Source organism: Pedobacter kyungheensis (assembly GCF_000812965.1).
GTDB classification, from domain to species: domain Bacteria; phylum Bacteroidota; class Bacteroidia; order Sphingobacteriales; family Sphingobacteriaceae; genus Pedobacter; species Pedobacter kyungheensis.
This window is the reverse complement of record NZ_JSYN01000020.1, coordinates 30,761-51,759: the sequence shown is the minus strand read 5'-3', so window position 1 is coordinate 51,759 and position 20,999 is coordinate 30,761. Positions and strand designations below refer to the sequence as shown.

Genomic DNA, 20,999 nt, shown 5'->3' with positions numbered 1-20,999 from the left:
CAGGATGACATCGCTGTCAGACGCCGCTTTTAGCTTTAGTCTTTGAGCTTTAAGCTTACCTATGCTTTAACTTCGCTATGTTGCTCAGCAGCAATGCCTTGCTCAGCTTTGCCAGCGTTCATGATTTCAGTTTGCTTGCGGATTGACTCACCGTGTACCAATTCTAAGAATTTTTCGGTAAAGTTTAAGTCTAATTTTAATGCTTTTGCAAAAGCCTGACCTTTTTGGATGATGGCATCCCAACGGTTAACCTGTAAAATAGTTACCTGGTTATCGCGTTTAAATTCACCAATTTTAGCAACAATCGCCATACGCTCACCTAATTTCTGTAATAAGATATCATCAATTTTATCGATTGATTTACGTAAGTCAGCTAATTTATCGGCAGATGCTTCGTTTGGTGCTTCTGGTTCGCGTACTGTTAAGCGGTCTACCAGTTCTGCTAAAGCAGCTGGGGTAACTTGTTGCTTAGCATCTGTCCAGGCTACTGAAGGATCAACGTGCGATTCGATCATTAAACCTTGCATATCTAAATCCAATGCTTTTTGCGAGATGTAAGGGATTAACTCACGGTTACCGCAAATGTGGCTTGGATCGTTGATGATTGGTAAATCAGGGCAAAGCGTTTTTAACTGGATAGCAAGTTCCCACATTGGTTCGTTACGGAAAGAGCTTTTCTCGAATGAAGAGAAACCACGGTGAATGGCACCAATTTTAGTGATACCTGCGCCATTGATACGCTCAATTGCACCAATCCATAACTGTAAATCAGGGTTAACCGGGTTTTTAATCAATACCGGAACATCATGACCTTTTAAAGCATCAGCAATTTCCTGTACGGTGAAAGGGTTTACAGTAGAACGTGCACCAATCCAAAGGATATCAACACCTGCTGCTAAAGCCTCTTCAACGTGTTTTGCATTGGCAACCTCAACAGCAGTTGGTAAACCAGTTTCTGCTTTAGCGCGTTTTAACCACTCTAAACCAATACTGCCGATACCTTCAAATTCTCCCGGACGGGTACGTGGCTTCCAGATACCAGCTCTTAAAACTGATACTTTACCAGTTGCTGCTAATAAATGTGCAGTAGTTAATAATTGTTCTTCGGTTTCTGCACTGCATGGTCCAGAAATTAACAACGGCTCGTTGTTTGTGTTTAACCAGGTGTTTAAAGGTTGAATGTTTAAATTTAGTTTCATGATGATTGGTATTTAATTCCGGAGTCCGGTTTATATTTTAAATTGTTTAATTGTTATATTGTTGGATTGAACTGCCAACTGAAAATTGTTTACTGCCAGCTTTTTACACTTTATCGTTCTTCTGATATTCGCCAAGGATATTAAAGTTCGAGGTATATTTTAATGCCTTCCTGATAGCTTTATCGTATTTATCGGTGCTTGGCCATTCTAAATCGACGTAAAAGTAGTATTCGTTTCTTTTACCTAATACCGGCATAGATTGTATTTTTGTTAAGCTTACATCCTGTTCGGCAAAAATGTTTAACACGGTGGCCAGCGAGCCGGCTTTATGTCCAACCTGGAAACAGATAGAGGCCTTGTTTATTTTTTTGCCTTCGTCTGTTTTGTCTTTTTTCAGGATCAGGAAACGGGTATAGTTTTTCTTGTTCGATTCTACACGGCGCTCTAAAATATTTAGGCCATAAAGTTCTGCGGCTAAGTTATTTGCGATCGCCATTGTATCTGTCAGTTTTTCTTCCTGAATGCGTTTGGCACAGGCTGCAGTATCATTGCTCTCTACAATTTTAATGTGCGGATAATCGTAAAAGAAATCAATACATTGACGGATGGCGATAGGGTGCGAGGTTACCACTTTAATATCCTCGAATTTTACACCAGGTAAAGCCATTAAGTGCAATTGGATAGGTAAATACACCTCACCAACAACCGAGAAACCATAATCGCGAATCAGGGTGTAGTTTGGCAATAAGCTACCTGCAATGGAGTTTTCGATGGCCATTACCACGAAATCTGCTTCGTTTTTTTCAAGCTTATCGCAGGTTTCTTTAAATGAATTACATTCTACAGTTTCAATGCTTTTACCAAAGAATTTGTAGGCTGCTTCTTCGTGAAAAGAGGCCTTAATACCCTGAATTGCTACTCGTTTTGTCGTTTCCATTTTTTGTGTTAAACAAAAAAAGTCCCGGCTGTTTGCCAGGACTTTTTTATACATTTTAATATTTTTATATATCTTTTTGCATATTAGCCCCGGCTCTCACTAAAATAGTAAAAGTAACCAAAGTAATATGTGTTAAAATTTTTCATTCTTTTTTTTCGTTGAGCCAAATGTAGTAACAAAATTTAATTTGTCAATAGGAAATTGAAAATATTTTTAATAAAATTTAATTTTATTGATTTTAGACCGTTTTGGTGCATGGTATAAATTCTGTAAAAGGTTGGTTTGAAGTAATGAAAATGAGCGCTTGTTATTGGGAATACGTAGGGCAAGTGATTTATACGTTGTTAAGGAATTGAATATGTATCACAAGGTATCAATTATTTTCTGTATGTCTTTTTTAGTAATAGTAGCCTCTTCTGATTTGTCATAAATGTAAATCATATTGATTTCATTTTTAATTTGTAAGTAGGTAATTACTCTATAACCACCACTTTTTCCTTTTCCCTTACTTTTTACAGCTAATCTTATTTTGAAAATGCCATTGCCTAAATCAGTACCTGTTCTTGGGTTCTCAAGTAATACGGATTCTAATTCAGATAAGTCGCTAATTAATGATGCATGTTTCTTCTTTAGCTGCTTAGCTTTTTTTATGAAAATTGGCGAGTAGACTATGGTAATTTCTGCCATATCATATATCTTTCAATGATAATGGCGCAATTTTTCCGGCTTTGATTTCTTTTGCTTCTCTTATTCCTTGCGTAATGCCATCAAGTAAAAGTTGCTTTTTAGAAGTTTGGATCACTTTCGCATTAATTCTTTTTAGTACCTCTAAAAGAAATTCTGTATCGTTATCTTTAACTTGTATAGTCAATGTTGTCATAGCAATAAACTTTATATCAAAAATACGAATTATATCTTTAAATATTTTGGCGCTGTTTGTCCATTTCTATAAGGATTAAATCAAAAAAAAGCGGCCCGTAATACAGACCGCTTATTTTTAAACTGCCGAACTTAATTCGGGTTGTTCAGACTTTAACTTTTTTGATTTTTCGAGGATCTCAGCATCCCGAAGCTCCTGTTGCATAATTTTAGCAATTTTGGTGCTGCCATCATGGCTCCATCCCGGCGGATTGAAAACGTATTTTACTTTATCCATAAAAGTTGGGGCCTTTTTTACATCAGCGGTTAAGGCAATAAATTCGTGGAAAATGATATTTACAGGCCCGGTATCAGTAGGTTGGGTAGTTAAACCGTATTTTACTTCATCTTCAGGTAATTCGGCCTGGAAAGTTCCAAACCATCTGTCCCAAAGAATTAAAACCATGCCCATGTTTTTATCCAGGTAACGCACATTGCTGGCGTGGTGCACACGGTGGTGAGATGGCGTTACAAAAATATATTCGTACCATTTCGGGAATTTGATATTGTATTGGGTATGCACCAGGTTGCCATAAATTTGGGTAACCAGGTAGGCAAAAAGAATATCAACCGCAGTAAAGCCCATAAAGGCTAACGGCAGGTAAAAGAATACCCGGTACAAAGGTTCAAAAACAGTAGAACGGAAACCAGTGGTTAAGTTAAAATGCTCTGACGAATGGTGGGTAACGTGCATGGCCCAGAAAAAGCGCACGTAGTGGCCAACGGTATGCAAAAACCAATACAGAAAATCTTGAGCTAAGATTAACACCAGCCAGTAAATCCAGATATTGCTGATCTGGAACAAACGGAACTGGTAGCAATATTGCAATAAGAAAAATGTACCTGTTTTAGTCGCCAAATTGATTACAATAGCGGCTGTCATCAGGTAAATATTGGTCCAGGTATCGCGCTTGGTATATAATTTTCTGTCGTGCAGGTAACTGAAATACATTTCAACCAAGGTTAAAACGATTACGAAACCAAAAAGCCCGATTACAGAAATATCACTTCCGGTAAACTTCATGTTATAAACTGTTATAATAATCTAAACTGCTCAAAATATCGGCTTTGGTAGCACGGCAGTTAAACGCGCATTTGCCTGTTGTTTCTAATAATGAGAACAAAATGTTGCCATCTTCGTTCTTTTTATCGCTTTTCATCAATTCTAAAAGTGTATCATAACTTTCTTTTTTGATGTGGTATTTAGGATATAGCGATAAAATATATTTACTGATATCTTCCAGTTCCTCGGTGGTAAGTGTACTGTTATTAATCGAAAGCGCAGCTTCGCACACAAAACCAATAGCAATGGCTTCACCGTGGGTTAGCGGATTTTCGTCGTTAGTTAGCGAGTAACCTTCAATGGCATGACCAATGGTATGACCGAAATTTAAAATCTTACGCAGATTTTTTTCATGCGGATCGATGGTAACCACCTCGTTTTTAATTTCAACAGAGCGGTAAATATCTTCTGCAGATGGTGTTAGGTAGCTGCCCGCCTTTAATTTTTCGTAATAAGGTTTATCGTAAATTAAACCATGTTTAATCATTTCGGCAAATCCTGATAAAAGTTCGCGCTCTGGCAGGGTTTCTAAAAAGCCGGTTTCGATAAAAACCATTTGTGGCAGGGTAAAAGTGCCTACCATATTTTTTACGTTATCAATATCAATTCCGGTTTTGCCACCCACAGAAGCATCAACCTGCGAAAGGAGGGTAGTGGGGATATTGACGAAATCAATTCCGCGTTTGTAGGTAGAGGCAATAAAGCCCCCCATATCAGTAATTACACCGCCACCAAGGTTGATCATTAAACTTTTGCGGTCGGCTTCAAAATCCAGTAAGGTTTTCCAGATGCCGATACAGAAATCGATATTTTTATTTTCTTCGCCTGCTGCAGTTTCAATCAGGTCAAATTCAGAAAAATCTAAAAGTGATTGAAAAAGCGGTAAGCATACTTCACTGGTATGTTCATCAGCAAGTACAAAAACTTTGCTGTATTTATTGCTTTCTAAAAGTACTTTTAAAGCTGCTAAATTACTTTCGAAATAAACGGAGTGGCCTGCGCTTGTTAGTGGTTCCATTAAATAACTTCTATTTTATTTTCCCCAAAAGTAATAATATCGCCAACTCTAACCTTATAACGTTTGCGGTAATCTACTTCGCCGTTACATTTTACCAAGCCTTCTGTTACAACGGCCTGGGCATCGCCGCCGCTTCCAACCAACCCGGTAGCCTTTAACAGCTGAATTAGTGGAATAAATTCGCCTTCTAATTTGAATTGTATCATTTTCTGCAAAAATACGATTATTTAAACCTTTTTAGTTTTAACAATCAATGCTTTTTATAATTTTGCACCAATCTGACTTAATTTATAGCATACAAATGGATTTATCCCCCAATAAGCAACCAAATTTCGATAATACGGAAGTTGCATTCCGCCAAAAAAGCAATACAGAATTAAAAAAAGCTTACTGGCTTTTTAAAATTATCGCCAATAATTTTCTAACCAAAGTTGGCCCGGCCATTACCAATTTCTTCTTAAATATCGGACTACCGATTCAGGGTGCGATTAAAGCAACTATATTTCAGCAGTTTTGCGGTGGCGAAACCATTGCTGAGTGCGATAAAGCAATAGAACAATTACATAAAGGTGGTGTAGGTACCATTTTAGATTATTCGGTTGAGGGAGAAGAAGAAGAGCAGGTGTTTGATGAAACCTGTGAAGAAATTATCCGCACCATTGTTCGTGCCGATGGAGATATAAAAATTCCGATTACGGTATTTAAAATTACAGGTATTGGCCGTTTTGCCTTACTACAAAAATTAGATGCGAAAGAAACGCTTACGGCAACTGAAGAGGCTGAGTACGATAAAGTAAAAGTGCGTTGCGAAAAAATCTGCCAAACCGCTTATGATAAAGGTGTGCCGATTATGATCGATGCGGAAGAAACCTGGATACAGGATACCATTGATGCACTGGCTTTAGATATGATGCGTAAGTTTAACCGCGAACGTATTATTGTGTACAATACTTATCAGATGTACCGTCACGATAAACTGGCTGATATGAAAGCCGACCACTTAATTGCGAAGGCCGACGGCTTTATTTTAGGTGTTAAAATGGTTCGTGGCGCTTATATGGAAAAAGAACGCAAACGTGCAGCAGAGATGGGCTACCCTTCACCAATACAGCCGGATAAAGCTGCTTCTGATCGCGATTATAATGAATCGTTACGCTACTGTGTAGATCATATTGAGGAGATTGCAATTGTTGCCGGAACGCATAACGAAGACAGCAGCCGTTTGTTAACCTATTTGCTCGAAGAAAAAAATATTGACCATAATCATCCGCACGTGTATTTTGCACAGTTGTTAGGTATGAGTGATAATTTAAGCTTTAACCTGGCCGATTCGAATTACAATGTGGCTAAGTATGTGCCTTACGGACCAATTAAAGCTGTAATGCCTTACTTGTTTAGAAGGGCCCAGGAAAATACTTCTGTTGCCGGCCAAACCGGTAGAGAGCTGGGTTTAATTGAAAGAGAATTGAAAAGAAGGAAACTGTAGGTCAGTTTTCAGTTAACAGTTTTCAATTAACAGTTTATAGTTAGCAGTTGGTAGTTTTCAGTTTTAGGTAGTTTACTGCCAGCTGAAAATTGCCAACTGTTTTTTTAATTTAGGAAGTTTCAGTTTTCAATTTTAAATGGTTTACTGCAAACTGAAAATTGCCAACTATTTTTTGCCAATTGAAATCACTTCTTCACCACGAAAGCCTGTTTTCCGGTTAGCAAATCATAAAAAAGGATAAAATCGCTGGCTAAACTGTAGCCCGGATATTGGAAGGTAGCAGGTTTATTCTTCTCGAAAAAGAAATGCCCCACCCAGGCAAAACTATAGCCTACCAAAGGCATTAACAGGAAAAAACGCCAGTTGTGGAAGAGAAAGCCTGCAAAGAAAGCCAATACTACTAAACCGGTACCTACAAAATGCAGTACACGCGAAGTGGTATTGGTATGCTCTGATAAGTAAAAAGGATAAAATTCTTTAAGTGATTTGAACTTTTTCTCTGCCATACCCCAATTTACAAAATTCCATTCGCTTTCAGAAACGCGCCTAATTGTGCTGGTTTTTCGGTCATGAGTAAAGTATTTAAACCTACTTTTTTAGCACCGGCTATGTGTTGGGGGCTATCGTCAATAAAGAGGGTTTCGGCTGGATCTAAGTTATTTTCTTTCAGTACCTGCTCAAAAATATCGGTATTGGGCTTGCGCAGTTTCATGTGCTGCGAGAAATAAGCCTTTTCAAAATAATCGTCGTAATTGTTCATTTTGAAAGTAGCCTGCAGGTAATTGATAATCCAGTCGTAATGGATTTCGTTGTTGTTACTTAATAAAAACGTCCGGTATTTTGCTTTAACCTGTAACAGCAAATCATGGTTTTGTTGTATGGTACCAATCAATAAACTATTCCAGGCGTCATCAATCTGCTGGTCGGTAAGCTGGGGTTGGCTGGCAGCTGCTCTGATGCCCGCCCTGAATTCGGCTGGAGAAATGGCTCCGGTTTCGAAATCATCAAATAAACTGTTATGTGCTTTATGTGCAAAAAAGGTTTCTACATCGTTAATGCCCAGTTTTTGGAAAGATGCCTGTGCGATTCTGAAATCTATATCGAATATTACGTTTCCGTAATCAAAAATGATGTTTTTAATGTTTTGCATGTGCTACCAATTTGCTGCAAAGATATTATTGCTGCATTAAAGAAATGTATAAAAGCTTATCTTTTTACAATAAAAAAGCCCGGAAATTTGTTGTTCCGGGCTTGCAGTTTATTTTGGTGTGACCATTATAGACTGGATCACGAGCTTGCTATTTTTATCTTCAGGTTTTACGCCTTTAAATACAAAATAAAGGGAATGAAGTTTTCCATCAGCGAGGAGGTTTACCGGCGTAGCGCTGGTAAATGTCGATTTTCCGACCAAAGCTCCATCTTTACCATCTAGCCTGATTTCAATTTCGCCAGCTGTGCCAGGTGCTAAATTTGCAAATGAAAAACCAAAACTGGCAATGTCAGTTAAATCTATATCCTTTAAAGCTAACCAGCCATTATCACGGGTTAAAACCAGTTTTTCGCCACCATAAATATCTTTCTTTTCAAAACCTCTCAATTCTTTAATGTCGTCAGCATCAATTGTGCTGCTTCGCAGGTTAACCAGGTTAGTTGTGGTTAAAGGTTTTAAGCCTTTTGCGCCTGCATCGGTATAACTTGCTTTAAGTGTCATTACCGATTTCTTTTTATCTACATTGGCCGGTGGTACAATTTTGCCTGAAGCAGGTAACGAAGCTGCAACCGTTTCTTTATTGCCTAATGTCATAATCCATTCGGTAATCTTTTTTACCTCGGCTTCTTTCATGGCGCTATGTGCAGGCATGGGTACTTCGCCCCAAACACCATGGCTTCCACCAATTACTTTCGATGCCAGATAATCAACCGCTTTACTGTCGTTTTTATATTTTGCAGCCACTTTTTCAAAAGCAGGACCAATTGAAACTGCCGATTCTTTATGGCAGGTACTGCAATCTGATTTTAACATCAGTGCTTTACCAACAGCTGTTTGTGCAGCTTGCTGGTGTCCTAGCTGTGCGCCAGCCATATCTGTTCCCTGCGTATAGGTATTGGAAATATAAATGCGGTTATTGTTAACTTTAGCACCTTTGTCGCTTACCAGTACTTTATAATTTACTACCTTATTTGGAAAGTAAAAACTTTTGTTACCAGCCAAAACGATATCAACAGCAGGGTGCTCGTTGCCGGCAAAAACCGGAATAACCTGACTTTTTGCAGCAGCTTTACTTTTATCCATAACGGTAACGCTTACCGGGTATTCGCCGGCTTTGGTATAGGTGTACTGTACAGTTGGTGTGGTAGTGGTTTTGGTAATTCCTTTGCCCAGGTTCCACACGTAAGTAAGTGCATCACCATCCGGATCTTTGGCTTTAACCGTTGCGGTTAATTTATACGGAAGTAAACCGCTTGTTTTGGTAATATCGAGGCTTTCTACCCTTGGCGGGCGGTTTCCTTTGATATAATCGATACGCGAGATGGCTGCATCCGGATTTTTAGAGAACCAGCCTTTTCCATATTCCAGGATGTAGAGTTTCCCGTCTGGTCCCAGTTCCATATCAATAGGCGCTGCTAACGAAACTTTAGATAAAAATGGTTCCATGCTTACGTAATCGCCGGCAGCATTCATGGTTACAGCTTTTACCCAACCGCGTACCCATTCGTAAATAATCAGTTTTCCATCGTAGTAAGCCGGGTAAGGCGAATTGGCATTGGCATAATAAACCGGCCCTGCCATAGCGGTACGGCCACCGGCGCCAACCTGAGGAAATTCGTTCGATAAGCCATAAGGATACCATATAAAGGCTTTTTGAGCAGGAGGGAGCTGCGTTAAGCCTGTATTGTTTGGCGAGTTGTTAATCGGAGCAGCCGGATCGAAAGCACTGCCGTTTTCGCCATTAGTAAAATCATAAGCTTTGTAAGGATAATTGTTTCCTATAAACAAAGGCCAGCCGAAATTACCTGCCTTACGGGCCTGGTTAACTTCATCATAACCTCTTGGACCTCTTAAAGCATCATCATCACTGGCATCTGGTCCAACCTCGCCCCAATATAAAAAGTTGGTTTTCTGGTCAACCGAAATGCGGTAAGGGTTGCGGTTACCCATCACATAAATTTCGGGTCTGCTTTTCGGGTCGTTTTTAGGGAAAAGGTTTCCGTCCGGGATGCTGTAAGTGCCATCTTCGTTCACTTTAATCCTTAAAATTTTTCCTCTTAAATCATTGGTATTTCCAGACGATCTTCTGGCATCATATTGCTCAAATCCTTTCCGGTTATCAAGGGGAGCATAACCCCTGTTTACATATTTTTGATTCGGCGCATCGAAAGGTGTGGAGTTATCGCCTGTAGAAACGTAAAGCAAACCGTCTGATCCAAAAGCGATTGAACCGCCGGTGTGGCAACAAATATCGCGTTGCGAATAAAATTCGAGTACAACTTTTTCTGATTCTTTTACTATCTGATCGTTAACGAGTTTAAAACGCGATAGCCTGTTTACCGATTTATCGAAAGGACTGTAAAAAAGGTAAACATATTTGTTTATGGCGAATTTAGGATCTGCGGCCATACCCAGTAAGCCTTCTTCGGCATTTACCCCCGGCGCATTTGTTTTAAAATAAACATCGAGTTTACCGGCTTCTTTAAGTTTTTTAGTCTGATTTTTATAGATCAATATTTCACCTCTTCGTTGGGTAACTAAAATATCGAGGTTAGGTAAAACCGCCATTTCTGTGGGTTCCGTAAATTCGCCTTGTGCCAGGGTAGCTTTTACAAAGCGATCCTGATCTGGCGTGTCAATAGACAGGAAGGATGTTTTTTTGCTTTCGTAGGTGTTTTTGTTAAATGTTGCTGCAGAAATAAGGGCAGCAGCAGACAGCAATAGTGTAAACGTTGTTTTCATTTATTTGGTTAATGGTGTGCTGCGTAAATATATGATATTATTTTATGCAATCGATACATTGTATCAAAATTAATGCTTATGGCCAGATTTGGCTTAAAAAGAGCCATTTGGTTCAGCACCCATTAACCGTAAGATTTAAAATCAAGTTTGTTTTTTAAGCCCGGTAAAACCTAAGTAAGGCATTGCTTAATAACGAGGATCGTGCCATCGTTTTTGAGCTTATAATAATATTGCTTTTCCCGCCGGCGGTTTAAAATCTCGATATGCGCCACTTCTCCCTGTTTCCCGGTATCGTCCTGGATGTTGTCGCCTTCTTTAATGTTATCTAACTCTTTTTCCGAACTGTTTTTTGTTAGTTTTTTCATGTTTTGATCTGTTGATGTATAGTATTAACAGGTAGTAGATTATATGGTTTTGAATTTGTTTAACAACTATAGGTTGTAAGCTTAACAAATTTAACATTTTGGGCCGATCGGTCAGTTTTGCACATCAACTAGTCTGTTGGGGTTATCTATTTATTTCAATGTAATATCTACTGCTGTAATAGTGTAGTATTAATAAGCCTATATTTATGAAGCTAAACGCTTAAATTATTTTTGTATGACGGGAGTGATTACTGCTTATAATAAACAAAGGGGATTTGGACTCATTTCTCAGTTAATGGTTGCTGAAAGTATTTATTTCGATATTTCAGAATGCAAGGCGAGAGGCTTGTATATTGGTAGCTCGGTAGAGTTCGATACCCAGATTACAAAAAGAGGTGTGGTGGCTAAAAATATTACAGCGTTAGTAAAAAATAAACCTAAAATGAAAGCTTGCCTGTAACCGGGCTTTTATTAGCTACCCATTCTCTCCATCAATTTCAAAACTATTATCGCTTAACGCAATAGTTTTTATATGTTTATGTTAAAAATCTAAATTAAATGCAAGGAACAGTAAAATTTTTTAACGAATCTAAAGGGTTTGGATTTGTAATTACCGAAAGTGGCGAAGAGGTTTTCGTTCATGTTACGGGTTTGGTTGACAAAGTGAAACAGAACGATAAAGTAACTTTCGAAATTGCGCAAGGCAAAAAAGGCCCTAATGCCATTCAGGTAAAACTGGTTTAATTTATTCTATCAGGTTAAGCAGGAAGAGATAAATACATCTTTTCTGTCTCAAGTAGTTGTCCGTCTTTTTTTTTGTGAACCAGCATGTGCATATATTTGCCTGTGCTGGAATTTTTTTGGCATAGTTTTTTACGCTAAGATGTAAAATGAGCTTAGGCCAAAATGATAAAACAAATGGGGATAATAGGATGTTATAGTGAAACAGAGGGTTTTGGTAAGATTAAAACTGATTTCGGAGAAGAGGTTTTGTTTTACCGCACCGGAATATTAAATGGTGCTGAGTTAAAAACGGGCTTAAATGTGTCTTTCGAGTTGCATCAAACCCTATCAGTAGCCATAAACATACAAGTAATTGATCAGTCCGGTATTACTCAAAAATAGGTATATTGGTTGTTTTTTATAGTATTTGTCATACATGTTGATAAGTTTTATCTTTAGCCATGTAACCAGATAATATAATGTTAGTCATACTGATGTTTATTCCATTAAGTTTATATGATACAGCTGGAGCCCATTAGCGGGATTTTTAAGAGAGAGCGTGCGCTTTTGGCAGCATTTCCGATGCGGATGTTAATTGTTAAAGAGGGTGCAGGGTATTTATGCATGAATTCTGGCGATTACATGCTGGCGAACGGGAGGATATTCTTTATTCCGGAAGAAGGTTTGGTTCGGCTGGAAGGGGAAATTAAATCGGGTTACTGGCTTACTTTCAGTAGCTTGTTGTATGCCGAATTTTTATTGCAACACCTCGATCCAATGGCTAAAAACTTGTTCCTCAACTTATCCTTCAGAGATTTAGCACAGCAAGAATCAACCAAAACTTATAGTTTGCTCGATCAGTTGCGCAGAGAAATTAATGCCCGCAATGATTTGCCTTTTCTGGCCCAATATTTATCCTTGTTCTTAGGTTATACTGCAGGTTTAGATGGTTACCTGGCGGCCTTAACTCTCGATGAATTGCAACAAGTACTTCGTTTCAGGGCCATTTTAGAACAATATTACAAGCAGGAACGCGCTATTCAGTTTTACGCCGAAGGGATGGGTATGAGTGCAAGTAAATTAAACCGTTTTCTTGACCGTGTTTTAGGGAAAAGCCTGGCTGCATTGATTAAAGACCGCATTATGCGCGAAGCAGAGGCATTATTAACCCATAGTGATTACAGCATTGATGAAATAGCTAACCTATTGGGGTTTGAGCAAACCGCTAACTTTAACAGTAGCTTTAAGCGTTACAAAGGAATATCGGTATTTCAATTTAGCAAGCAGGCGCTGTTGAATTGAAAATTGGTGCGTCTGGCAAAGAAATGGGCATCTGTTCGATTTCATCTCTTCAAGAAAACAGGTTTTCCCGACCTCACCACATTAATTGCTATGGCGCCTAACGCGTAAGGCCTTGCTCGCTGCATCTTTAATTCAGTCGCACCAATTTTACAAGGCCTAAAATATAAAATCCCGCTTTAAGAAAGAAAATATTTTTTAAACAGATATAGAATGAACTGTTTTAAATGCGATGTTTTTGCCAGGCAAGATTCAGAGACAAACGATCAAAAAAAAAGTCTAGTAAATTTGTAGTCTATTTGAAAAAAATTATATTTGCCAAAAATATAATCATTATGAAACAAGAATTTACAGAAACTTTAAGTCTGGCTAAAGGGCTGGTTAAAATTTTAAAAGAGATGGGTTGTTGTTGCTGATGGTAAAGATTTTTGATTCCAATCCATAAACGGATAGGGCAAAAAAAAAAGGAAAATACAGTTTGTATTTTCCCCAGGCAAATTAACTGAACAGGGATTCAATTGGCGTTGCGCCCTGTTCTAATTCATTCAAATCACCTATTTCAAAGTTATGCAAAATTTTGAGAAAGTCAATCCCGTTTACCGGGCTTTGGCTTTACCATGCCTGTTATCCGGGGTTAAACTGGATATCAAACAAATGGCGCGTGTTTTAGCACCGCTTTTATGGCTTATTGTACCGCTGGTGGTACAAGCCCAAAATCCCACCGAACCAACTATTAATGCCACCTTAACCGGTACCGTTATCGATTCCAAAACAAAGGAAACCTTAATCGGCGCAACCGTTAAAATACAAGGTACAACCAACGGTGCTTCTACCGACCGCGATGGCAAGTTCAGGTTAGTTACAGGACAAAAATACCCCTTTACGTTACTTGTTAATTTTGTTGGCTACAAACAAAGCGAAATTGTGGTTACCCAGAGCCAAATAACAGTAGCGCTGGTAGAAGACAACAACCCTTTAGATGATGTCGTAGTGGTAGGTTACGGTACCCAAAAAAAGATTAATCTTACGGGTTCCTTAGCTATTGTCGATGCCAAAACATTAGCCAACCGGCCTATAACGAATGCAACACAGGCTTTGCAGAATGTACCAGGCGTTTTTACTAACCAAACTAAAGGCAGGCCAGGGGCTGATGCTGCTACAATCCGTATTCGTGGGGCAGGTACGCTCAATAACAACAATCCGCTGGTGCTGGTTGATGGTATCGAATATCCTCTGGGCGATGTAAATCCAAATGATATTGAAAGTGTAACTGTTTTAAAGGATGCTGCCTCTGCAGCTATTTATGGTAATCGGGCAGCTAATGGCGTTATTCTGGTCAAGACAAAAACCGGTAAAAATGGAAAATTTTCTATCGATTACAATTTTTATGCTGGTTCGCAAAAGGCCACCCAGTTTCCGGATGTGGTAACCAATACGGTTGATTACATGATTGGCAAAAACAGGGCACTGGCCAACGAAGGCAAACCTGCCGAAAGTAGTGAGGCACTGATTAATGAATTCAGGACTGGTACCGATCCGTACATTTACCCCAATACCAACTGGTTTGATATTATGTTCCGCAATGCCGCCATTCAGGAGCATAACCTCCGCATTTCGGGCGGAACTGAAAAAACTGCTTTTTCGATCTCTTTAGGTTATCTGGATCAGGATGGAATATTAATTGCTTCTTCGGGGAAGCGCTATTCTTTAAACACAAATATCAGTTCAGAAATTACCAAAAGATTAAAAGTTGGAGCAAGCTTAACGGCTAATTTCTGGAATAGCAAAGAAAGCGCTTACAGTGCAGATGATGGAAACGGTGAGGGTGGATTGATGGGGCTGACCTATCGCGGCCTGCCTTTTCAAACTGCTTATGCCCAGGATGGAACTTATGCCGATCAATGGATTCGCGTACCCGGGCACAATTTTTTTAGAAATACTGTTGCGCTGGCTAATGAAGGGTTTAATAAAAACAATCAATACCGTACGCTGGCCAATATATTTTTAGAATACCAGCTACCCTTTAACATCAGGTATAAGACCACCCTGGGGGCAAATCTGCTTTATGGCATCAACAAATATTCTTACCCGGCCATTAATTTAACCAATCCTAAAACAGGGGTAATAACGCCAATTGGCAATACGCCAGCCAGGGGGGTAAGACAAATTAGCCAGAACAACATCAATATTACCAATTTCCACACTTTAAACTGGGAAGGAGCCTTAAATCAACATCATTTTGGTGCTTTGGCAGGGTTTAGCCTCGAACGTTTTGATGATGGTAATTTTTCGGCTTATAACGAAGGCTATTTGGGTAATTATTTAACTGAACTGAATGCCGGCAGCACTTCGCCACAGGTAACTGGTACAGGCGGTGCTTCTCGCTTACAATCATATTTTGGCCGTTTTAATTACAATTACAACGAAAAATACCTTTTCGAGGCTAATTTCAGGTATGATGGCTCATCGCGCTTTGCAAAAGATAAAAGATGGGGCTTTTTTCCTTCATTCTCGGCCGGATGGCGGGCCAGCGAAGAAGATTTTATTAAAGACCTGAATGTTTTTAGCAATTTAAAAGTACGTGCTTCATATGGCAAGCTGGGTAACCAGAATGTTTCGCTGTTTAGTTATGTAGATGCCATAGCCCTGGGCCAGAATTATAATTTTAACGGCACAATTGTAAGTGGAGCAGCCATTACCCAGCTTAGTGATCCAAATATTACCTGGGAAACAACCAGCATGAGTGATATAGGTTTGGAAGGTAGCTTTTTTAAAGGTAAGTTAACTTTCGAACTGGATTGGTTTGATAAACAGACTTCGAAAATTTTGCGGCAAATCAGTGTTCCCGGGCAGGTGGGTAATTTGGCCGGGCCGGTAAAAAACATTGGGGCGGTTAACAACAGGGGCTTCGAAGTTACGGTAGGTTTTAAAGATGCCGTAAACGATTTCAGGTATAACTTAGATGCCAATCTCACCTATGTTAAAAACAAGGTGACCAATGTAAACGGCCAAAAATATTATAGTGGTAACACCATTATTCAGGAAGGTTCTGCTATAGATAGTTTTTACGGATTGCAGGCAGAGGGGATTTTCCAAACGGCAGATGAAGTTAAGGCACATGCTTTTCAAAATGCAGGTACTGTTCCGGGCGACCTGAAATATAAAGATGTAGATGGCAATGGTGTAATCGATAACAACGACCGGGTGGTAATTGGCAACAGCATTCCAAAATTTGTATACGGTTTTTCTGGTGGTTTTGGCTATCAACGGTGGGATTTTAGCTTCATTTTTCAGGGATTACAGGACGTAGACACTTATTTAAGCGGTAATTTGGCCCAACCTTTCAAGAACGGTGCCGGAGTAACCAAAAATTGGCTTACCGATTCGTGGACACCAACCAATACGGGGGCAAGTTTACCACGACTCACTACTTCGAACGGATATCCGCAGAATTTCCAGACTTCGAGTTTTTGGGTACGCGATGCTTCCTATCTGCGACTGAAAAATGTTCAGGTAAGCTATTCATTTCCCACTAAATGGCTAAGCAAAGCAGGTATCGATGTGTTAAAGGTTTTTGTAAATGCGCAAAACTACCTCACCTTTTCGAACTTTAAATTTAGCGACCCTGAACGCAATTTAACACGCGCTGATTTAATTGAGTATCCCAATGCCAAAACAATTAGTGCCGGACTTAATGTATCATTTAAATAAAAAGGAAATGAAAAAATATTTGCTGCTGTTAACGGTTTCGGCGCTCTTTTTCGGTTGTAAAGATTACCTCGATGTAACGCCAACGGATCGTTTTACGCAAGACACCTATTGGAATACCAAAGTACAGGCAGAAGCTGCTTTAAACGGAACCTATACAGCCCTCTACTATAATGTATATGCTGCCAATTCGATTTATCTGGATGCGCTAACGCCAAATACTTACCAATACAATAACGATTACAATATCATTTCGCGGGGTTTACACAATGCAGCTACCGGTTACTTTAACGAAACCTGGAACGGCAGCTACAAAGGAATTGGGCGGGCCAACAATGTGCTGGCCAATATCGACAAAGTAAATATGGATGCTACGCTGAAAGAAAGATATAGAGCAGAAGCAAAATATCTGCGTGCTTTGTATTATATACCACTGTGGAACCTGTTTGGTGGTGCGCCATTAATTACCGAAGCCACCAATTACGAAACCCAGGCTACTTTGCCAAGAAATACGGCAGATGAACTGTTAGCGCAGATTTTAAAAGATCTTAACGAGGCCTCATCTGGCACGGTGCTTCCGTTGAGCTATTCGGGAGCAGACAAGGGGCGGGCTACCCGCGGTGCAGCTCTGGCTTTAAAAGCGAGGGTATTGCTGTATGCTAAACGCTGGAAAGAAGCTGCTGAAGCGGCCAAAGCGGTTATCGATTTAAAAAACTATAGCCTCTTTCCCGATTATCGCGGTTTGTTTTACCTTGAAAATGAAGGAAATGCCGAAGTGATTTTCGATGTACAGTATAAATATCCTGAGTTTACGCACTCGCTCGATATCAGCCTGGATCAACAATTGGGCTCGGCTCCATTACCCGATCTGGTAAATGCCTATTATGCTACAGATGGCAAGCCAATCTCCGGTTCGGCTGTTTACAATGCTGCAAAACCATTCGAAAACCGCGACAGCCGCCTGCAGGCAACTGTAATTTTACCCGGTACCCAATTTAAAGGTGCTGTAGTAACTGCCATTCAGTATCCAAGTACAGGTTATGGTTTAAAAAAATACACCATTTTTAAAGATAACGAAAAACCAGTTTCGGCCCCAACCAGCGGCACTTCTGAGCTGAATCTTATTTTGTTGCGTTATGCCGATGTACTTTTAATGTATGCAGAGGCTAAAAACGAAGATACGGGGCCCGATCAATCGGTATTTGATGCCTTAAATCTCATCCGTGCGCGGGCGAAAATGCCTAATGTTGCAACAGGTTTGAATCAGGAAGATCTTCGGGCAGAGATCAGGCACGAGCGGAGAATAGAACTGGCTGGAGAGGGTTTGTATTATTACGATATACGCCGGTGGAGAATTGCAGACCAGGTGTTGAATGGAAATGTAACCAATAGTGCAGGTGCGAGGATTGACAGCCGCCTTTTTGATGCCAATAAAGATTACCTCTGGCCGGTACCTTCTATTGCAATTCAGAATAACCCCGCCCTGAAACAGAACCCTAACTACAATAAATAAAAAATATGAGACACACTTTAAAATATATGGCTTTAGCCTTACTGATAGGCAGTGGCTACGAGGTGCAGGCGCAAAGCAAACGGAAACCCAATATTATTTTTATCCTGGCCGATGATTTAGGTTACGGAAATGTGAAAAGTTTTAATCCAAACAGCAAAATACCAACCCCAAACTTAGATCGGCTGGCAGGAGAGGGCATTAAATTTACCCGTTTCTACTCAGGCAATACAGTTTGTGCACCTTCACGCTGCGCCTTAATGACGGGTTTTAACATGGGACACGCCTGGGTACGCGGAAATGCTAAAGCGAAAGACGGCCTGGCTGCTTTACGTGCACAGGATACCACTTTGGCCCAGCGTTTAAAAGGTAATGGTTATAGAACTGGTATGTTTGGAAAATGGGGGTTAGGAGATGATGACAGTCAGGGGGCACCACATTTAAAAGGCTTTGATGCTTTTTATGGCTACCTGGATCAATCGCACGCCCATGATTATTATACCAATCATTTATACGAAATAATTGGTGGTAAAACCGTAGAAGTACCGGTTGATACAGCCCAATATACCGAAGACCTGATTGTAAATAAGGCTGTTGATTTTATTAACGCCAATAAAGACCAGCCTTTCTTTCTGTATTTGCCTTTAACGGTACCACATGCCGAATTGAAAGTGCCGGCAGCGTTGCTCAAGAAATTTCAGCATGCCGATGGCTCGAGTAAATTCCCACCCGAAACACCTTTCGAGAAAAAAGGGAATTACGATAGTCAGGCGCAGCCGCATGCAACGTTTGCAGCAATGGTAAACAAGCTGGATGCGGATGTAGGTACCCTTGTAGCCCTTATTAAAAAACTTGGACTGGATAACGATACCTATATTTTCTTTACCAGCGATAATGGCCCACATAAAGAAGGTGGGGCAGATCCGGTTTATTTTAACAGCGGTGGTGTATTCAGGGGTGTAAAAAGAGACTTGTACGAAGGCGGTATCCGCGTTCCACTTATTGTAAGGGCGCCAGGTAAAATAGCCGCAGCACAGGTAAATCCCTCTCCCTGGGCTTTTTGGGATATTTTGCCAACTCTAGGCGAGCTTACTGGCACCGCTACACCAAAAAATATCGATGGTCTTTCTTTTTTACCACTACTAAACGGTAAAAAAGCAGTAAAAGAGCACGACTATTTTTACTGGCAATTTAATGAAAATGGTTTAAAGGAAGCTTTAACCAAAGGAGATTGGAAACTGATTCGTTTTAAAGATAAGGGAACCGCTGAAAAGCTGGAGCTGTATAACTTAAAAAGTGATATTAGTGAAAAACATGATATCGCTGCTAAAAATCCCGATACAGTGAAGGCTTTGTACGCATTGATGAAAAAGGCCAAAACCCCTGCTGAAAACCCAAGATTTGATTGGTCGGAAATTGAACAATAATGCTTAAAAAGCGTTTCACACCGCCTCATGAACTGAAATCAGTGCGAGGTGGTGTGAATTACTTAATCTTCAAATAAATAACCGCTATAGGCCAATCCTTTAGCTACACTTTTAAAGTTATCGCCCGAGTTTAGCGGAATGTGCGGGAATTTATTTTTGAAAAGCTGTTGTACGGCTGCCACCATCGATGTTCCACCAGTTAAAAACAAGCAGTCAATATCCTGAGGTGCCACCTGATAGGTTTCCATAAACTGATCGAGGTATTTTTCAATTTTTTGGATATCTTTTTCGATAATGTTGTTGTATTGTTCCAGAGAAATATCTTCATCAATTTCGATTTCCATGTTCGAATAGGCGAAGTTGGATAAAGGTTGACCGGAAAGTTCGATTTTTGTTTTTTCGATTGATCTGAAGAGTGAATAGCCCAGGTTATTTTCGATCAGGGTAATCAGGTTTTTAAATTTAGGATCGTTGCCCGAATAGTAGTAATATTCTTCAATCTCCTTCTGGATTTTTAAACCATTAAAGAAGTTCATCTTATCCCAGGTACAAATATTAGCAAAAAGCGATTTGGGTACATTAAGTACTTTGCCAGGTGTGGCTTCGTACATGGTGTTTTTACCGAAATAAGGCGTTCCTTTTTCCCACATAAAAGCCGAATCGAGACTATCGCCACCAATGTAAATACCACCAGAGGCAATCATATCGTTTTTGCGGTCTTTGCTGCCTACCTTGTCAGGATCAAGTACCAGGTAAGTAAAATCGGTTGTTCCACCACCTAAATCGGCTACCAATACACGTTCCTTTTTAGTAATGGTTTTTTCGTAGGCAAAGGCCGCGCCAATGGGCTCGAACTGAAAGCGTACCTGGGTAAAGCCTGCATTTTCAGCGGCTTTTTTTAAACGGGTTTGCGCAAGGGTATCTTTCATGGTGCTATCGTCGTCAAAGAAAACCGGACGACCAATAACAGCCTTTGTACAATCTTCGCCAATAATGCTGTCGGCTTTATCTTTTAAGTCTTTTAGGATTAAAGTAACCAGATCGGATGCGGTATACCTTTTATTGTGGATGCGTGTTTCGGTAAAGGTTGTACGCGAAAGGATTTGTTTAATCGATTTGATAAACCTTCCTTTCATGCCATCGTTCAGGTAGGCATCTATGGCTTTTTCGCCTACAATGTGGCTTTCGCCATCTACCATGCTTTTGGTTTCTGTAAAATAAATGAGCGAAGGAATGGAAATGGTTTCTACAATTTCTCTTTTTTCTTCATCGTAAATGGAAAGGGCCGAATTGGTTGTTCCAAAATCTATTCCGTACAAAAACTTGCTCATGGGCTTGGTATAAAGTGTAGTGACTAAAATGGGGCTGCGAAAGTATTAAAAAAACAATTAGCA

General features: G+C 39.8%; 20 protein-coding genes. 8 read left to right on the top strand and 12 right to left on the bottom strand.

Features of this window, described 5'->3' with window-relative positions:
- Nucleotides 1–59 precede the first annotated feature (59 nt).
- The 7 genes from OC25_RS16870 to OC25_RS16840 form a co-directional block, all read right to left on the bottom strand.
- Nucleotides 60–1,199, bottom strand: coding sequence for a chorismate mutase (locus tag OC25_RS16870; protein WP_039478416.1), 1,140 nt, complete (start codon nucleotides 1,197–1,199; stop codon nucleotides 60–62).
- Between the two features lie 103 nt (nucleotides 1,200–1,302).
- Nucleotides 1,303–2,136 carry a prephenate dehydratase gene (locus OC25_RS16865; protein WP_039478414.1) on the bottom strand — a complete coding sequence of 278 codons (834 nt, stop codon included), beginning with the start codon at nucleotides 2,134–2,136 and terminating at the stop codon, nucleotides 1,303–1,305.
- Between the two features lie 363 nt (nucleotides 2,137–2,499).
- Entirely contained in the window at nucleotides 2,500–2,823 is a 324-nt protein-coding gene (locus OC25_RS16860; RefSeq protein WP_039478413.1) for a type II toxin-antitoxin system RelE/ParE family toxin, read from the bottom strand.
- 1 nt (nucleotide 2,824) lies between these two features.
- The gene (locus tag OC25_RS16855) at nucleotides 2,825–3,016 is read right to left on the bottom strand and encodes a hypothetical protein (RefSeq protein ID WP_039478412.1); all 192 of its coding nucleotides are present in this window, start codon (nucleotides 3,014–3,016) and stop codon (nucleotides 2,825–2,827) included.
- A 117-nt stretch (nucleotides 3,017–3,133) separates the two neighbouring features.
- Entirely contained in the window at nucleotides 3,134–4,078 is a 945-nt protein-coding gene (locus OC25_RS16850; protein WP_039478410.1) for a sterol desaturase family protein, read from the bottom strand.
- A gap of 1 nt (nucleotide 4,079) precedes the next feature.
- Nucleotides 4,080–5,135, bottom strand: a complete 1,056-nt coding sequence (aroB, locus tag OC25_RS16845) for a 3-dehydroquinate synthase (RefSeq protein WP_039478408.1) — start codon at nucleotides 5,133–5,135, stop codon at nucleotides 4,080–4,082.
- Nucleotides 5,135–5,341 (bottom strand): RNA-binding S4 domain-containing protein, encoded by a 207-nt coding sequence (locus tag OC25_RS16840; RefSeq protein ID WP_039478407.1) that lies wholly within the window; start codon nucleotides 5,339–5,341, stop codon nucleotides 5,135–5,137. The genes aroB and OC25_RS16840 overlap by 1 nt, the downstream gene beginning before the upstream one ends.
- A 95-nt stretch (nucleotides 5,342–5,436) precedes the next feature.
- On the opposite strand from OC25_RS16840, the gene OC25_RS16835 reads away from it, so the two are divergent.
- The gene (locus OC25_RS16835; protein WP_039478404.1) at nucleotides 5,437–6,621 is read left to right on the top strand and encodes a proline dehydrogenase family protein; all 1,185 of its coding nucleotides are present in this window, start codon (nucleotides 5,437–5,439) and stop codon (nucleotides 6,619–6,621) included.
- A gap of 185 nt (nucleotides 6,622–6,806) precedes the next feature.
- On the opposite strand, the gene OC25_RS16830 is transcribed toward OC25_RS16835, so the two are convergent.
- From OC25_RS16830 to OC25_RS16815, 4 genes are all read right to left on the bottom strand, one after another.
- Nucleotides 6,807–7,127, bottom strand: a complete 321-nt coding sequence (locus tag OC25_RS16830) for an Mpo1-like protein (protein ID WP_039478401.1) — start codon at nucleotides 7,125–7,127, stop codon at nucleotides 6,807–6,809.
- An 8-nt stretch (nucleotides 7,128–7,135) separates the two neighbouring features.
- On the bottom strand, nucleotides 7,136–7,771 hold the full coding sequence (locus OC25_RS16825) for an HAD family hydrolase (protein WP_039478399.1): 636 nt from the start codon (nucleotides 7,769–7,771) through the stop codon (nucleotides 7,136–7,138).
- Between the two features lie 108 nt (nucleotides 7,772–7,879).
- Complete coding sequence (locus tag OC25_RS16820) at nucleotides 7,880–10,573, bottom strand: PQQ-dependent sugar dehydrogenase (protein ID WP_052266268.1); 2,694 nt, start codon at nucleotides 10,571–10,573, stop codon at nucleotides 7,880–7,882.
- Nucleotides 10,574–10,743: 170 nt separating this feature from the next.
- A complete protein-coding gene (locus OC25_RS16815; RefSeq protein ID WP_039478396.1) occupies nucleotides 10,744–10,938 on the bottom strand; it encodes a hypothetical protein in 195 nt (64 codons plus the stop codon).
- Nucleotides 10,939–11,173: 235 nt separating this feature from the next.
- On the opposite strand from OC25_RS16815, the gene OC25_RS16810 reads away from it, so the two are divergent.
- The 7 genes from OC25_RS16810 to OC25_RS16775 all read left to right on the top strand — a co-directional run bounded on the left by OC25_RS16810 (nucleotide 11,174) and on the right by OC25_RS16775 (nucleotide 19,605).
- Complete coding sequence (locus OC25_RS16810; RefSeq protein WP_039478393.1) at nucleotides 11,174–11,398, top strand: cold shock domain-containing protein; 225 nt, start codon at nucleotides 11,174–11,176, stop codon at nucleotides 11,396–11,398.
- Between the two features lie 98 nt (nucleotides 11,399–11,496).
- The gene (locus tag OC25_RS16805; RefSeq protein WP_039478391.1) at nucleotides 11,497–11,682 is read left to right on the top strand and encodes a cold-shock protein; all 186 of its coding nucleotides are present in this window, start codon (nucleotides 11,497–11,499) and stop codon (nucleotides 11,680–11,682) included.
- Between the two features lie 162 nt (nucleotides 11,683–11,844).
- Nucleotides 11,845–12,063 carry a hypothetical protein gene (locus tag OC25_RS16800; protein WP_039478388.1) on the top strand — a complete coding sequence of 73 codons (219 nt, stop codon included), beginning with the start codon at nucleotides 11,845–11,847 and terminating at the stop codon, nucleotides 12,061–12,063.
- Nucleotides 12,064–12,177: 114 nt separating this feature from the next.
- Entirely contained in the window at nucleotides 12,178–12,963 is a 786-nt protein-coding gene (locus OC25_RS26995) for a helix-turn-helix domain-containing protein (RefSeq protein WP_052266267.1), read from the top strand.
- Between the two features lie 564 nt (nucleotides 12,964–13,527).
- On the top strand, nucleotides 13,528–16,671 hold the full coding sequence (locus OC25_RS16785) for a SusC/RagA family TonB-linked outer membrane protein (RefSeq protein WP_082018629.1): 3,144 nt from the start codon (nucleotides 13,528–13,530) through the stop codon (nucleotides 16,669–16,671).
- A gap of 7 nt (nucleotides 16,672–16,678) precedes the next feature.
- The gene (locus tag OC25_RS16780) at nucleotides 16,679–18,181 is read left to right on the top strand and encodes a RagB/SusD family nutrient uptake outer membrane protein (protein WP_039478633.1); all 1,503 of its coding nucleotides are present in this window, start codon (nucleotides 16,679–16,681) and stop codon (nucleotides 18,179–18,181) included.
- Between the two features lie 5 nt (nucleotides 18,182–18,186).
- Entirely contained in the window at nucleotides 18,187–19,605 is a 1,419-nt protein-coding gene (locus OC25_RS16775) for an arylsulfatase (protein ID WP_039478383.1), read from the top strand.
- 62 nt (nucleotides 19,606–19,667) lie between these two features.
- Here the strand turns inward: OC25_RS16775 and OC25_RS16770 are convergent, their stop codons facing one another.
- Entirely contained in the window at nucleotides 19,668–20,936 is a 1,269-nt protein-coding gene (locus OC25_RS16770; protein ID WP_039478381.1) for an Hsp70 family protein, read from the bottom strand.
- Nucleotides 20,937–20,999: the final 63 nt, after the last annotated feature.